This is a genomic window from Epibacterium sp. MM17-32 (assembly GCF_022348205.1).
Lineage (GTDB): Bacteria > Pseudomonadota > Alphaproteobacteria > Rhodobacterales > Rhodobacteraceae > Epibacterium.
In genome coordinates this window covers 127,311-141,573 of the sequence record NZ_JAKRFC010000006.1, presented here as the reverse complement: position 1 = coordinate 141,573, position 14,263 = coordinate 127,311, and the positions used below count along the sequence as shown (strand labels likewise).

General features: G+C 62.0%; 12 protein-coding genes. 9 read left to right on the top strand and 3 right to left on the bottom strand.

Translation table 11 applies throughout. The features are described from left to right. Window positions 1-7: 7 nt before the first annotated feature. The 3 genes from MHM88_RS11850 (at window position 8) to MHM88_RS11840 (ending at window position 4,492) form a co-directional block, all read left to right on the top strand. On the top strand, window positions 8-412 hold the full coding sequence (locus tag MHM88_RS11850) for a hypothetical protein (protein WP_239364991.1): 405 nt from the start codon (window positions 8-10) through the stop codon (window positions 410-412). Further along, on the top strand, window positions 409-3,099 hold the full coding sequence (locus tag MHM88_RS11845) for an ATP-binding protein (protein ID WP_239364989.1): 2,691 nt from the start codon (window positions 409-411) through the stop codon (window positions 3,097-3,099). The genes MHM88_RS11850 and MHM88_RS11845 overlap by 4 nt, the downstream gene beginning before the upstream one ends. Before the next feature lie 76 nt (window positions 3,100-3,175). Beyond that, window positions 3,176-4,492, top strand: a complete 1,317-nt coding sequence (locus tag MHM88_RS11840) for a FliM/FliN family flagellar motor switch protein (protein WP_239364973.1) — start codon at window positions 3,176-3,178, stop codon at window positions 4,490-4,492. Between the two features lie 507 nt (window positions 4,493-4,999). On the opposite strand, the gene MHM88_RS11835 is transcribed toward MHM88_RS11840, so the two are convergent. Next, the gene (locus tag MHM88_RS11835; RefSeq protein ID WP_239364970.1) at window positions 5,000-5,431 is read right to left on the bottom strand and encodes a TIGR01244 family sulfur transferase; all 432 of its coding nucleotides are present in this window, start codon (window positions 5,429-5,431) and stop codon (window positions 5,000-5,002) included. 617 nt (window positions 5,432-6,048) lie between these two features. On the opposite strand from MHM88_RS11835, the gene MHM88_RS11830 reads away from it, so the two are divergent. Next, window positions 6,049-6,264 (top strand): hypothetical protein, encoded by a 216-nt coding sequence (locus tag MHM88_RS11830; RefSeq protein ID WP_239319479.1) that lies wholly within the window; start codon window positions 6,049-6,051, stop codon window positions 6,262-6,264. A gap of 193 nt (window positions 6,265-6,457) precedes the next feature. Here the strand turns inward: MHM88_RS11830 and MHM88_RS11825 are convergent, their stop codons facing one another. After that, complete coding sequence (locus MHM88_RS11825) at window positions 6,458-6,673, bottom strand: hypothetical protein (RefSeq protein ID WP_239364953.1); 216 nt, start codon at window positions 6,671-6,673, stop codon at window positions 6,458-6,460. 208 nt (window positions 6,674-6,881) lie between these two features. Here MHM88_RS11825 and MHM88_RS11820 point away from each other — a divergent pair, with 208 nt between their 5' ends. The 3 genes from MHM88_RS11820 to preA all read left to right on the top strand — a co-directional run bounded on the left by MHM88_RS11820 (window position 6,882) and on the right by preA (window position 10,146). After that, window positions 6,882-7,148, top strand: a complete 267-nt coding sequence (locus tag MHM88_RS11820; protein WP_005609905.1) for a DUF2312 domain-containing protein — start codon at window positions 6,882-6,884, stop codon at window positions 7,146-7,148. Window positions 7,149-7,442: 294 nt separating this feature from the next. Beyond that, entirely contained in the window at window positions 7,443-8,777 is a 1,335-nt protein-coding gene (locus MHM88_RS11815; RefSeq protein ID WP_239364947.1) for an NAD(P)-dependent oxidoreductase, read from the top strand. 64 nt (window positions 8,778-8,841) lie between these two features. Next, the gene (preA, locus tag MHM88_RS11810; protein ID WP_065325927.1) at window positions 8,842-10,146 is read left to right on the top strand and encodes an NAD-dependent dihydropyrimidine dehydrogenase subunit PreA; all 1,305 of its coding nucleotides are present in this window, start codon (window positions 8,842-8,844) and stop codon (window positions 10,144-10,146) included. Window positions 10,147-10,465: 319 nt separating this feature from the next. Here preA and MHM88_RS11805 read toward each other — a convergent pair whose 3' ends face one another. Continuing rightward, window positions 10,466-11,080, bottom strand: coding sequence for a TetR family transcriptional regulator C-terminal domain-containing protein (locus tag MHM88_RS11805; RefSeq protein WP_239364942.1), 615 nt, complete (start codon window positions 11,078-11,080; stop codon window positions 10,466-10,468). 297 nt (window positions 11,081-11,377) lie between these two features. Here MHM88_RS11805 and MHM88_RS11800 point away from each other — a divergent pair, with 297 nt between their 5' ends. Next, window positions 11,378-12,628 carry a Zn-dependent hydrolase gene (locus MHM88_RS11800; RefSeq protein ID WP_239364939.1) on the top strand — a complete coding sequence of 417 codons (1,251 nt, stop codon included), beginning with the start codon at window positions 11,378-11,380 and terminating at the stop codon, window positions 12,626-12,628. A 129-nt stretch (window positions 12,629-12,757) separates the two neighbouring features. Then, window positions 12,758-14,212 (top strand): dihydropyrimidinase, encoded by a 1,455-nt coding sequence (gene hydA / locus MHM88_RS11795; protein WP_239364934.1) that lies wholly within the window; start codon window positions 12,758-12,760, stop codon window positions 14,210-14,212. Window positions 14,213-14,263 lie beyond the last annotated feature (51 nt).

Here is a 14,263-nt window from a genome sequence, read left to right as displayed (position 1 = left end):
GATTGCGATGATCCGGTCCGATGGTGCTGGCAGCAAGGATGAGTTGCGCACGCCCTTTGTTGAGCGGCGCACCTACCGGCGACGTCGGCTGATGGACATCGCGCGGCTGGCTCCCCTGATCGGGGCGCTGCTGTTCCTGGTGCCGCTCCTGTGGCCGCAGCAGGACCCCGGAGCGGGCCCGGAGGCACCGGCGGCCAGCAGCCTGTCGTCTGCGATGATCTACATCTTTGCCGTGTGGGGCGGGTTGATCCTGTTTTCGGTGGGGTTTTCGGTGGTGGTGCGCCTGTGGGCGGTCCACTGGACAGGCAGCGGCGGGCCGGTGGACCCGCTCATTCCCGGCCAGGCGGGGGCTGACGCCCGGCCCGACGCCACCACATCCGCGCCCGACACAGACCCGGAGACCGAGGCATGACCTCGCTCAACCTGCTGGCGATGGTCAGTATCGGCTATGTGTCGATCCTGTTTGCGGTGGCGTTCTGGGCGGATCGGCAGGCGTTGCGCGGACGTGGCGCGCGCTTCATGGGCTCGCCTCTGATCTACACGCTGTCGCTGTCGATCTATTGCACCGCCTGGACCTTTTACGGGGCTGTGGGCTATGCGGCGCGGTCGGGGATGGAATATGTCACCATCTACCTCGGCCCGACGCTGGTGATGATCGGCTGGTGGTGGGGCCTGCGCAAGCTGGTGCGGGTGGGGCGCAGCCAGCGCATCAGTTCGATCGCCGATCTGCTGTCGGCCCGCTATGGCAAATCCAATGTGCTGGCGATCGGGGTGACGGTGCTCGCGGTGATCGGGGTCACCCCCTATATCGCCCTGCAATTGCAGTCGATCACCCTGTCGGTGGCAATCTTTGCCGAAGCGGACCCGACCCGCAGCTACAACGAAAGCGGCACGGTGTTCTGGATCGCCACGGGGCTGGCCTGTTTTGCGATCCTGTTCGGCACCCGCAACCTCAACGCCAACGAACGCCACCATGGGGTGGTCATCGCGGTGGCGCTGGAGGCGGTGGTCAAGCTGATCGCGCTGGTCGCCGTCGGCATCTTTGTGGTCTGGGGGCTGGCAGGCGGCGTGGAGCAGGTGCTCGCCCGTGTCGACCGATCGCCGATCGGACAATGGCAGGTCGATGGGGGACGCTGGACGGCGATCACCTTTCTGGCGGCGGCCGCCTTTGTCTGCCTGCCGCGCATGTTTCAGGTCATGGTGGTCGAGAACGAGGATGAGCGCCACCTGCGCATCGCCGCCTGGGCCTTTCCCACCTATCTGCTGCTGATCTCGATCTTTGTGGTGCCGATTGCGGCTGTGGGTCTCGAGCTGCTGCCGCAGGGCGCGAACCCGGATCTCTTTGTGCTGACGCTGCCGCTGTCGCAGGGGCAGAACGGGCTGGCGATGCTGTCGTTCCTGGGTGGTTTTTCCTCGGCGACCTCGATGGTGATCGTGGCGGCGATGAGCCTGTCGACCATGGTGTCGAACCATATCGTGATGCCGATCTGGCTGCGCACCACAGATGCCTTTGGCGGCGCGTCGGTCTCGGGCGATGTGCGCTCTGTGGTGCTGTTTGCGCGGCGCTTCTCGATCGCCGCGATCATGGGGCTTGGGTATGCCTATTACCAGATGTCCGGCGGCGGTGCGGCACTGGCGGCGATCGGATTGATTTCCTTTTCCGGGATTGCCCAGATCCTGCCGGCCCTTGTGGGCGGCCTGTTCTGGCGGGGCGCTACCCGCGCCGGCGCGCTGGCGGGGTTGTTCCTCGGCTTTACGGTCTGGGGCTATACCTTGCTGCTGCCCGAGGTTGCCGGAGGCGTGTTTTCCGCGGCAACGCTGAGCAACGGCCCCTTCGGCCTCGGTTGGCTGCGACCGCAGGCGTTGTTCGGGATCGAGGGGCTGGATCCGATCGTGCATTGCGTCCTCTGGTCGATGAGCCTCAATGTCGCGGCCTATGCCATTGTTTCCGTTCTGAGTTTCCCAAGCCCGATGGAGCGTTTGCAGGGCGCGCAATTCGTGCATGTCTTTGACCATTCCGCCGGGCCTGGCGGCTGGACCGGCTCCGTCGCGCAGAGCGAGGATCTGATGATCATGTCGCAGCGCATTCTGGGGCCGGATGAGGCGCAATCCTTCTTTCAGGCCGCGTTGAAACGTCAGGGTGGGCCGGGCCCGCTGCCTGAACCCACGCCGACCTTTCTGGAGCAGCTGGAACGCGAATTAAGCGCCTCGATCGGCGCGGCGGCGGCGCATGCAATGATCGGCCAGATTGTCAGCGGAGCCGCGGTGTCGGTCGAGGATCTGCTGGCGGTGGCCGACGAATCCGCGCAGTTGCTGGAGTATTCCAGCCGACTGGAGGCGCAGTCGCAGGAATTGTCCCGCACCGCCCGGCAGCTGCGCGAGACCAACCAGAAACTGACGCAATTGTCCGAGCAGAAGGATGCCTTTCTGAGCCAGGTCAGCCACGAGCTGCGCACCCCGATGACCTCGGTGCGGGCGTTTTCGGAAATCCTGCGCGACGAGCCGGGACTCACGCCGCAAGAACAGCGTAAATATGCATCCATCATCCACGACGAGGCGCTGCGGCTTACGCGATTGCTGAACGATCTTCTCGATCTCAGCGTGTTGGAGAGCGGCGCTGTCACGCTCAACCTGTCGCGCCGCAACCTGTCGGACATCCTGGATCACGCGGTGGCCTCGGCACTGGCGGGCGCGGACGGTCCCCTGCGGGTCGATCGCGCGGGCGAGGCCGAGGCGGTTCTGGTGGAAACCGATGTGGACCGGCTGAGCCAGGTGTTCATCAACCTGATTGCAAATGCACAGAAATATTGCACCGCGGACAGCCCGACCCTGGAGATTGCCGTCACCGAGACGACCGATCAGGTGCATGTGGATCTGCGCGACAACGGCGCCGGCATCCCCGAAGACTTCCAGGCGATGATCTTTGAGAAATTCTCGAGAGTTACGCCGGAACGCGCCGGTGGCGCCGGGCTTGGTCTGGCGATCTGCAAGGAAATCATGCGACGCCTTGGCGGCGATGTCGCCTATCTTCCGGGCGACACGGGGGCCGCATTTCGCGTAACTTTGCCAAAACAAGCGAAAATAGAAGAAATCCGCTGAAATTTGTAAAGGTCTTGGTAACCAGCACTGGGCTAGAACCAGTGCCATAAGGGTGCGGAAGGCTCAGGTTCATTTTATGACTGACAAGGATCAAACGGAGGATGGCAAGCGCGCGGTCGGGGGACTGGCGCGCAAACTTGCTGCCTCGAAGGAAGGCACGGCGGGGACAGGAGGGTCCTTGACGCTGAAGGCGCTGCGCCGTTCGGTGGCCCGTGCGGCAGAAGACCTGTGCGAGTTGCCGATGGCGGTGATTGCGGCACGTCAGACCAACCGGACGCCGGATGACCTCGGCGGGTTGTTGTCGGACAGCCACCTGCTGGTCGTGCTGGATTGCCCGCAGGGGCGCATTGGGGCCGCGACGCTGGATGCGGCGGCGGTGACCGCCCTCATTCAACAACAGACCATGGGCACCGTCATGGGCATGTCCGGGACGGAGCGGCACTATACCCCCACCGACGCGGCGATGGTGGCGGAGTTTCTGGAAAAGCTGTTCAGCAAGGTCTCCTCGCTGCTGCACGATCAGACCGATCTGCGGATCTTCGAAGGCTATCGGTTCGGCGCCCAGGTCGAGGACGTGCGGACCCTAGTGCTCGGCATGGAGGCCGAGGATTATCGCGTCATCAACATGAACGTCGATCTCGCCACCGGCAAGATGCAGGGCGAAATCTGTCTGGTGCTGCCGGAACCCTCGGTGGAGCAGCTCGATGAGACGGATTCGGTGCGCGGACCGCGGCTTGGTTCCAGCGTTGGCTCGATGCGGGCGGAACTGACGGCGGTGCTGTGCAAGATGCGGGTGCCGCTGCGCCAGTTTGCAGCCCTGAAAAAAGGCGAGCTGCTGCCGCTGGATCAGGCTTATCTCTACGAGACCGACCTGCAGGCGATCAACGGCCAGCCCATCGCCAAGGGGCGTCTTGGGCAGATGAACGGATCGCGTGCAGTACGGTTGACGGAACAGCGCACCCGGCTGGTCTCCGGAGGCGAGGGCAGTTTCTCTGACGGCATTGCGCAGGGCGGCAACATGCAGGCGCTGGAGGACAACACGCTGGATCTCTCCATTGCGGCTCAGGGCCTGCAGGAACCCGGCGACAGCCTCGGAAGCGGGCTTGATGCAGGATTCGGTGGGGATCCCGCGGCTGACCTGGGAGCGCCAATGGGCGGCGACCTTGGTGCGGATCTCGGTGCGGATCTCGGCGGCGGTCTGGGATCGGATATGGCCGGGGATCTGGGCGGCGGCCTGGAGGGCGGCGATCTTCCCATGGGTGATTTTGCCGGGATGGGAGAATTGCCTGATCTGCCGATGAATGATCTTGGCGATTTCAACGCCGATGACGCCGCGGCAGAAATCTCGGAACTGGCCGGATTGGGAGAAGATCTCCCGGAAACCGGGACCTAGGGTCAGGACCCATTAATTCTGCACCGCTGGTTTGACAGATTTTCTGCCTGATAAGGATCAGGGGCGCAGGAATAGTGGTTCTATTTCAAGGCGCTGAGACGACGGCAGGGTGAAAATCCGTCAAATCCAAAGGACGTCAACTCCGCTTCACCTCAGCGGCTTAGGCCGTTTAAAAAGTGAACCACACTTCCCCGCGCGTCCTAAGCCTCTGATATTTCGCGGAGTTGACGCCAGAGATGCAGAATTAATGGGTCCTGACCCTACGAGCGGGCACAGGTTCCCTCACTGATCCCCTCGGCCTTGTCGGCGGTCCATCCGCGATAGGGCTGGCGGGGCAGCGGTGCGGGGCGGTGTTCACCGACCGCCCCCTGCCGCAGAATCCGTAACCCACAGTGTGACGGGGGCGGCACCCGCCACAGAAGGCGCCGCTCTGTATCGATGCGCGATCTGATCGCGGCACAGGGGCCGCTGAAGCCAGTCACAGAAGGGCGAAACGGGACGACGCGCCTAGGCTTTGTTCTGCGCCAGCGCATCGAGCGTCGGGCGTAGCCCGGACAGGTCGTAGCCGGCTTCCTGGGTCACATGCATGATGGTATCGACACCAAGATCGCCAGCCTGACCCAGGGACCAGACCACCGAACACCGCGTACCGGAGGCGCAATAGGCCAGCACCGGTCCAGTTGCATTCTCATAGAGTTCGCGCTGGCGGGCGACATTTTCGGCTGTCATGGTCTGATGTGTCAGCGGCAGTTCATGGAATGTGAGCCCAGCCGCCTCGACCGCTGCGCGCAGGGCCGCAGCCTGATGGCTGGGCGGCACTTCCGCGTCAGGGCGGTTGCAGATCACGGTGGTGAAACCGGCGGCTGCGATGGCGGGAACATCCTCCACGGAGATCTGCGGAGAAACCGAATAGCGGGGTGTAAGCGTGCGTGCGTCCATGCCACTCCTTTAAGCCTTTGCTCCGCTGCGGTCCAGAACCAAGCACTGCCTTGGCGCTATAAGCATAGGCCGGGGCATCGCGGCGCAAAAACGTGATGCCAGCCGCCGCAGCTCCATGCGGCGATGGCGGGTGTTGAGCTCTGATCTGTTGGTGTCCAGCCGATTTCGGACCAGGATGGGGTGGCTATCAATGCGCGTTCCAAGGCTGACTAAAGGCGCGGCCATGATGTGATCGGTGGTTATGATTCGCCTCGTGCCGAACAAACTGACCGCCTCGCGCTCCGTGGCTCGACACGCCGCAGGGGCGCTTGATCGTCGGTATAACATTCCGAATGTGGAATGTAAGCGTCATCTGGGGTGTCAATCGATGCGCCAATAAGCAATCATAGGTAGAGTTAACGTTATCAGATCCGGGTTTTGTGCTGCGCGCGCATTCTGCCCCCTCAAGACGTGCTGTGTTGCAGCATGCCTTTTTTTGAGGCGTATGAGCGGAGAATGCGTCAATTTGCGGTCTTGCGACATGCAGGCGTTGATGCAACCTGAGACTGTTGTAAACTAACCCAATGTAGCGGGGCGCAAAGATGACCTCGCTGCTGTGTAGGGGAGGAGAGTAACGAATGACCACGGAACAGTTGATCGAAAGAGCCTGCCTGCTGGAACAGAAGATCCGCGCCACACCGGAGCTCGGCCGGTTGGATCTGCAGCCCGAGTTTATCCGCGTGATGAACCGGCTCAAGGCGACTGGCGTGCAGGTTCCTGCCCATCTGAAACGCACCGAGCAGGTGCTGAACGATGAAATGATCGAAAGTCAGTTCGACAATATGCCGGTGTAGCGGCCCGTCGATCCAGCAGATCACAAGCGGCGCGGGCACCGGGACAACCGGTTTCAGTGGGCGTGCTGTGCGCGCCGGAGGGGGCGTGCTCGCTTATCGTCCCTAGTGTCGTCCCGAGTGTGGTGCATCTGTGTCGATGCTCAGGCTGGCCCGGATCAGACATAAGGCGACATCTTGCGGCTGTGTCTGAGTGTCAGCTCAGGAACAGCCCAACCATCACCAGCATCAGACCCAGAACCGACAGCAGCAATGCGCCGAGGTTCTTGGGCAGGACGGATTGCAACACGGCGCGCAGCTCCTCATCGCTCAGCCCCTTGCGCTTGGCGCGCATGACGCTGACCACGCACCAGACCAGCCCGATCATGCCGAGGATCGAGAGCGTGCCACCGGCCCAAACCAAATATTCCATCTGCCTGCTTTCCCTCTGTCAGGTCTCATGCCCGACACCGCCCCTGGCGCGTGTCACGCGGATGGTTCAGCGCCTACAAGAGTGATCCCGCCACTGCAAGCATGACCGTGGAACTCCAGCCTTGCGAGGCGCGTGACAGCGCTGTATCCCTCTGCCTCAACCGGTGCCAAACCGGAGCAGTTGAGGCAATTTGCACGAGGGCCATCCCATGGACATGACCGAAGACGAAAAGAGCGAAAACTACCGCGTCACCGCAGGCGAGCTGCGCCAGTTTGTGGAGCGGTTCGAGCGTCTGGACGAAGAGAAGAAGGCAATTGCCGAGCAGCAGAAAGAGGTCATGGCCGAAGCCAAAGGGCGCGGTTACGACGTCAAGGTTCTGCGCAAGATTATCGCTCTGCGCAAGCGCGATGAAAACGACATCGCCGAAGAAGAGGCCGTGTTGGAAATGTACAAAGAAGCGCTTGGAATGTCCTGAACCGGACCCATGCGCCGACGTTATCGAACGGGGATCTGAGGGGACTCAGGTCCCCGTTTTGCATTGAAAATGCGCAGTTCAGCTGTGTCTTTGTGCCTGCCAGGGATGTGCATCAGAATTAATCAATCTGAATTTGTTTTGTGAAAACAATTTATTACCCGCCTCAATTGCAGCGTCAAAGGGTGAGAAAGCGCATTCTCTAAATTTTACCAGTTGATAAAAAATCCGCCTGTGGCACTCTGGTTTCAACAAGAAGACATCATTGACTGTCCAGTATCAGCAAGGAGACACCCAATGGCAGCAGGCCACCAGGTATCCGGAGTGCGATCAGAGCGGCTCAGCGCTCAGGAAATCGCCGAAAACTTCGCGGATCTTCACGCGCCCTTTGATGCGCATGAGGCCGCGGTTGCGGCGGATCGCTGTTATTTCTGTTTTGATGCGCCCTGTATGACGGCGTGTCCCACCAGCATCGACATTCCGCAATTCATCCGCGAGATCCAGGGCGGGCATGCGGAAAGTGCTGCCAAGACTATTCTGGAGCAGAACATTCTCGGCGGCATGTGCGCCCGGGTCTGTCCGACAGAGACGCTCTGCGAAGAGGTCTGCGTGCGGGAGGTGGCCGAGGGCAAGCCGGTCGAAATCGGTCGCTTGCAGCGCTACGCCACCGATATGCTGATGGAGCGGGACGTGCACCCCTTCACCCGCGCAGCGGCCACGGGCAAGCGGGTTGCGGTTGTCGGGGCAGGGCCTGCGGGTCTTGCGGCGGCGCACCGTCTGGCGATGCACGGTCACGAGGTCACGGTCTATGAGGCCAAGGCCAAGGCGGGGGGCCTGAATGAATTCGGGATCGCGGCCTATAAATCCACCAATGACTTTGCCGCGCGCGAAGTGGAGTGGTTGCTGCAAATCGGCGGCATCACCATCGAGTACGGGCGCGGGCTTGGCATGGGGCTGACGCTGGAGGGGCTTCAGTCTGACTTTGACGCGGTGTTCCTGTCCGTCGGGCTACAGGGCGTTAATGCGCTGCGTGCGGAGGGCGAAAACAAGGACGGCGTGCGCGATGCGGTGGATTTCATCGCGGAGCTGCGTCAGGCTGAGGATCTGACCGCGCTGCCCGTGGGGCGCAATGTGGTGGTCATCGGCGGCGGTATGACCGCCGTGGATGCCGCCGTGCAGTCCAAACTTCTGGGCGCTGAAAATGTCACCATCGCCTATCGCCGGGGGCGGGACGCCATGGGCGCGAGCCGGTTTGAACAGGATCTTGCGGCCTCCAAGGGCGTGAAGCTGATGTTCAACGTGATGCCAAAGGCGATCCATGGCAACGGGTCTGCGGTCGAGATCGAACTGGAATACACCAATGTTGTGGACGGGCGCGTCACCGGCACCGGAGAGACGGTGCGACTGGCCGCCGATCAGGTGATGAAGGCCATCGGTCAGACGCTTGAGGGCCAGCCGGAGACGCTGGAGCTGGAGGGGCGCAAGATCAAGGTCTCTGAAACCGGGCGCACCTCTGTGTCCGGGGTCTGGGCCGGGGGCGATTGTGCATCCGGCGGCGATGACCTCACCGTGACTGCCGTCGCCGAGGGCCGCGATGCGGCCGAAGATATCCACGCGAGCCTGATGGGCTGAAGCCGCTATGCGCCGCCTTGCAGGGCAGGGCAGGCCGTATAGTTAGCAAACAGGGAGAGATCAAATGGCTGATCTTACGACAGAATTCCTCGGTATCAAATCACCGAACCCGTTTTGGCTGGCCTCCGCGCCGCCCACCGACAAGGAATACAACGTCCGCCGCGCCTTTGAGGCCGGATGGGGCGGTGTGGTCTGGAAGACGCTGGGCGCCGAAGGTCCGCCGGTGGTGAATGTGAACGGGCCGCGCTATGGCGCGATCTGGGGCGCGGACCGGCGGCTCTTGGGGCTCAACAACATTGAGCTGATCACGGACCGTCCGCTGGATGTGAACCTTGAGGAAATGACCCGCGTGAAGAAGGATTATCCGGATCGCGCGCTCATTGCCTCGATCATGGTGCCTTGCGAAGAAGCCGCGTGGAAAGCGATCCTGCCGCGTGTGGCGGAAACCGGCTGTGACGGGATCGAGCTGAACTTTGGTTGTCCGCATGGCATGGCCGAGCGCGGCATGGGCTCTGCGGTGGGGCAGGTGCCGGAATACATCCAGATGGTCACAGAGTGGTGCAAGCAATATTACGACAAGCCGGTGATCGTGAAGCTGACGCCCAATATCACCGACATTCGCCACCCGGCGCGCGCGGCCAAGGCTGGCAATGCGGATGCGGTGTCGCTGATCAACACGATCAATTCGATCACCTCGGTGAACCTTGATGCGATGTCGCCGGAGCCGATGATCGGCGGCAAGGGCACCCATGGCGGTTATTGCGGTCCGGCGGTGAAGCCGATCGCGATGAATATGGTCGCCGAGATCGCCCGCGATCCGCAGACCGCAGGCCTGCCGATTTCCGCCATTGGCGGCGTCACAACCTGGCGCGATGCGGCAGAGTTCATTGCGCTGGGGGCGGGCAATGTGCAGGTCTGCACGGCGGCCATGACCTATGGGTTCAAAGTTGTCGAGGAGATGATCTCGGGTCTGTCGGACTGGATGGATCAGAAGGGATATTCCTCCATTGAGGACTTCCGCGGGATGGCGGTTCCCAATGTCACCGACTGGCAGTATCTGGATCTGAACTATGTGACCAAGGCGAAGATCTCTCAGGACGATTGCATCAAATGCGGGCGTTGCTATGCGGCCTGCGAGGATACCTCGCATCAGGCGATCGCGATGTCGGCGGATCGGACCTTTACCGTGAAGGACGATGAATGCGTGGCTTGTAATCTCTGTGTCAATGTCTGCCCGGTCGAGGGCTGTATCACCATGGAAGAGGTTGCCGTCGGCGCTGTTGATGAGCGCACCGGCAAGGTGGTGAGCGGCGAATATGGCAACTGGACACAGCATCCGAACAATCCGGCTGCGACAGCGGCGGAATAAGCCACGGCGGGGAGGCTCCCGCCCGTCGAGGATGCAGGTAACCTGCATCCTCTCCCGTTGGGCCCGGCGCCGCGCTTCGCGCGGCGCCTTTGTTTTGCGCGGGGCTTTGGCGTAGCACCGAGGCCGGATCGCTATTGGGGAGAGGTCGAAATTTTGCCGGGGAGGTCCATCAGGGGCACATGTGTCCTGATGGACCAGATCAAGTTTGAGGCGGGCGCTGGCGCCTCAAGGGTAAACGTCGCTTGCGCGCCGCCGCTTTGCGGCCCTTGACCCGCCATCCCCCTCTTGGCCTCCCAACTTGGGCGTTGCGTCCGGAGTGTCAGGTCGTGGGCGTGAGCATGCGGCGGTAGAGCGTGTCGAGAAATTCCGGCGCGGCGGCAAAAGGGTCCTCGGGGGTCATCAGGGTCTGCACCTGAACCTCGAAATCCGCGTAATGCTGGGTGAGGGACCAGATCGAAAACAACAGATGCCGGGGATGAACGCTGGCGATCTTGCCCGCAGCCATCCAGTCCTGAAAGATGACTTCTGTCGCATCCACCAGTTCGCGCAGTTCCGTCGAGAGCGTGTCGATCATGCGCGGTGCGCCTTGGACGATCTCATTGGCGAAGAGGCGGCTTTCGCGCGGCATGTCCTGACTCATCTGCAATTTGCGCTGAACGTAGCTGAGGATCTCCTCCATCGGGTCTCCGTCCGGGTCGATATCGCGCAGCGGGGCCAGCCAGGTTGCGAGAAGTTTCGACAGAAGGTCGGTAAAGATCGCTTCCTTGGACGGATAATAATAGAGCAGATTGGGCTTTGACAGCCCGGCCGCGCTGGCGATCTGATCGACCGTCGATCCGCGAAAACCGTTTTGGGAAAACACATCCAGAGCGGCCTCCAGGATATTGGCACGATTGCGTTTTTGGATCCTCGTCGGGCTGCGGTCTTTGGGCATGTCGTGCCGGTGCTTTCTGTTGGTGTCTGGTCCTGGCAGGCGTCGCATGATTTTTGCACAGATGCCCGGCAGCTGAAATCAATTCCGAACGGACAGGCGCGCAATTTCTTGACTGAGTCTCATCTGGTGATAGCGTGAGTTTGACCAGTTGGTCAAATGTCCGGCCTTGCCCGTCTTGGCGACCCGGCCAGAACCAACGGCACAGTGAGAGCCACTGACCCGGGCTGGACAAGCCACGCATGACCCCGCCCCGATGCATGAGGGCGAGGCAGACCACAGGGAAGGAAGCAAACAGAGATGACCGCGCTTGGACAAAATCTGAAAATCAACGGCGATCGGCTGTGGGACAGCCTGATGGAGATGGCCAAGATCGGCCCCGGCGTCGCGGGGGGCAACAACCGCCAGACGCTCACCGATGCGGATGCCGAAGGGCGGGCGCTGTTTCAGTCCTGGTGCGAGGCGGCAGGCATGACCATGGGCTGTGACACCATGGGCAATATGTTTGCGACCCGCCCCGGCGAAGATCCCGACGCGCTGCCGGTCTATATGGGCTCGCATCTGGACACCCAGCCGACGGGCGGCAAATACGATGGCGTTCTGGGGGTGCTTGGTGGCTTGGAAGCAGTGCGCACGATGAACGACCTCGGGATCAAGACCAAACACCCGATCGTGGTCACGAACTGGACCAACGAGGAAGGCACGCGGTTTGCGCCCGCGATGCTGGCCTCAGGCGTGTTTGCGGGCAAGCACACACAGGACTGGGCCTATGGGCGTGAGGATGCCGAGGGCAAGACGTTCGGCGACGAGTTGAAGCGGATCGGCTGGGTCGGAGATGAGGCGGTCGGCGCGCGCAAGATGCACGCGATGTTCGAGCTGCACATTGAGCAGGGCCCCATCCTAGAGGCCGAAGGCAAGGATATTGGCGTTGTGACCCATGGGCAGGGGCTGTGGTGGTTGCAATGCACGGTGAGTGGCAAGGACGCGCATACTGGCTCCACGCCGATGAACATGCGGGTGAATGCCGGGCTTGGCATGGCGCGGATGACCGAAGCGGCGCATCAGATCGCCATGGCGCATCAGCCGCATGCGGTTGGCGCGGTGGGGCATTGCGACGTTTTCCCAAACTCGCGCAATGTGATCCCCGGCAAGGTGGTCTTCACCGTGGATTTCCGCACGCCGGATCTGGAGAAACTCACGTCGATGCGGGCACAGTTCGAGGCCAAGGCGAAGGAGATCGCCGAGGAGCTGGGGCTTGGGCTGGAGATCGAACCCGTCGGGCATTTTGACCCCGTGACCTTTGACGAGACCTGCGTCAACGCGGTGCGCAATGCGGCGGAGCGTCTGGGCTACAGCCATCTCGATATCGTTTCCGGCGCGGGGCATGACGCCTGCTGGATCAACGATGTGGCCCCCACCGCGATGATCATGTGCCCCTGCGTTGATGGGCTGAGCCACAATGAAGCGGAAGAGATTTCCAAAGACTGGGCCGCAGCGGGCACCGATGTGATGCTGCATGCGGTGCTGGAGACGGCAGAGATCGTCGCCTGACCTCACACAACCAAGGGGGCGCTGCCCCCGTCGCGCCTGCGCGACACCCGGGATATTCAGGGTCACAAGAAACTCACCCGGGTTTTGAAGACAACGGCGCGCAAGGCGTCGGACCACAGGGAGTTTGATATGACCAAAGTCATCAAGAACGGCACCATCGTGACCGCGGATCTGACCTATAAGGCAGATGTGCTGGTGGAAAACGGCATCATCACCGAAATTGGCCCGGATCTGAAAGGTGATGAGGTGCTGGACGCCACCGGCTGCTACGTGATGCCGGGCGGGATCGACCCGCATACCCATCTGGAGATGCCCTTCATGGGCACCTATTCCACCGATGATTTCGAAAGCGGCACCCGCGCGGGACTGGCGGGCGGCACCACCATGGTGGTGGATTTTGCGCTGCCGCAGCCGGGCGAGAGTCTGCTCGATGCGCTGAAACGCTGGGACAACAAATCCACCCGGGCGAACTGCGACTATTCTTTCCATATGGCGGTGACATGGTGGGGGGAGCAGGTCTTTGACGAGATGAAGACCGTGATCGAGACCCGCGGCATCAACACGTTCAAGCACTTCATGGCCTACAAGGGCGCCTTGATGGTGAACGACGATGAACTCTATGCCTCCTTCCAGCGCCTGTCGGAGTTGGGCGGCATTGCCATGGTGCATGCCGAAAACGGCGATGTGGTGGCGGAGCTGAGCGCCAAACTGCTGGCGCAGGGCAACACCGGCCCGGAGGCGCATGCCTATTCCCGGCCGCCGCAGGTCGAGGGCGAGGCCACCAACCGCGCCATCATGATCGCCGATATGGCGGGCGTGCCGCTCTATGTGGTGCATACCTCCTGCGAGGACAGCCACGAGGCCATTCGCCGTGCGCGCATGCAGGGCAAACGGGTCTGGGGCGAGCCGCTGATCCAGCATCTGACGCTGGATGAAAGCGAGTATTTCAACGCCGATTGGGACCATGCCGCGCGCCGGGTGATGTCGCCGCCGTTCCGCAACAAGCAGCATCAGGACAGCCTCTGGGCGGGGCTTCAGTCTGGCTCCCTGTCGGTGGTGGCAACGGATCATTGCGCCTTCTCGACCGAGCAGAAACGCTATGGCGTGGGGGATTTCACCAAGATCCCCAATGGCACCGGCGGGCTTGAGGATCGGATGCCGATGCTCTGGACCCATGGGGTTGAGACCGGCCGTCTGACGCCCAATGAATTTGTCGCCGTGACCTCGACCAACATCGCCAAGATCCTGAACTGCTACCCCAAAAAGGGCGCGGTTCTGGTCGGGGCGGATGCGGATCTGGTGGTCTGGGACCCTGCAAAGACCAAGGTGATCTCGGCTACCTCGCAGCAATCCGCCATTGATTACAACGTGTTCGAGGGCAAAGAGGTCAAGGGCCTGCCACGCTACACGCTGACCCGCGGTCAGGTCGCCGTGATGGACGGCGAAATCAAGACGCAGGAAGGCCACGGCAAGTTTGTGGAGCGCGCGCCCAACACCGTGGTCAACACGGCACTCAGCACCTGGAAGGATCTGACCGCGCCGCGCCCGGTGGAGCGCAGCGGCATTCCCGCCACTGGCGTCTAACTGCATCAGAAACGGGGGCCGCGTGCCCCCGTTTGTTTGACCAAGGCTATG

What these genes read in the sequence shown, in the direction of transcription:
- MHM88_RS11840 (WP_239364973.1), top strand. Translation starts at nt 3,176, where the DNA reads ATGACTGACAAGGATCAAACGGAGGATGGCAAGCGCGCGGTCGGGGGA.
- MHM88_RS11825 (WP_239364953.1), bottom strand. Translation starts at nt 6,673, where the DNA reads ATGGAATATTTGGTTTGGGCCGGTGGCACGCTCTCGATCCTCGGCATG.
- preA (WP_065325927.1), top strand. Translation starts at nt 8,842, where the DNA reads ATGGCTGATCTTACGACAGAATTCCTCGGTATCAAATCACCGAACCCG.
- MHM88_RS11800 (WP_239364939.1), top strand. Translation starts at nt 11,378, where the DNA reads ATGACCGCGCTTGGACAAAATCTGAAAATCAACGGCGATCGGCTGTGG.
- MHM88_RS11815 (WP_239364947.1), top strand. Translation starts at nt 7,443, where the DNA reads ATGGCAGCAGGCCACCAGGTATCCGGAGTGCGATCAGAGCGGCTCAGC.
- MHM88_RS11850 (WP_239364991.1), top strand. Translation starts at nt 8, where the DNA reads ATGATCCGGTCCGATGGTGCTGGCAGCAAGGATGAGTTGCGCACGCCC.
- MHM88_RS11835 (WP_239364970.1), bottom strand. Translation starts at nt 5,431, where the DNA reads ATGGACGCACGCACGCTTACACCCCGCTATTCGGTTTCTCCGCAGATC.
- MHM88_RS11805 (WP_239364942.1), bottom strand. Translation starts at nt 11,080, where the DNA reads ATGCCCAAAGACCGCAGCCCGACGAGGATCCAAAAACGCAATCGTGCC.
- hydA (WP_239364934.1), top strand. Translation starts at nt 12,758, where the DNA reads ATGACCAAAGTCATCAAGAACGGCACCATCGTGACCGCGGATCTGACC.
- MHM88_RS11820 (WP_005609905.1), top strand. Translation starts at nt 6,882, where the DNA reads ATGGACATGACCGAAGACGAAAAGAGCGAAAACTACCGCGTCACCGCA.
- MHM88_RS11830 (WP_239319479.1), top strand. Translation starts at nt 6,049, where the DNA reads ATGACCACGGAACAGTTGATCGAAAGAGCCTGCCTGCTGGAACAGAAG.
- MHM88_RS11845 (WP_239364989.1), top strand. Translation starts at nt 409, where the DNA reads ATGACCTCGCTCAACCTGCTGGCGATGGTCAGTATCGGCTATGTGTCG.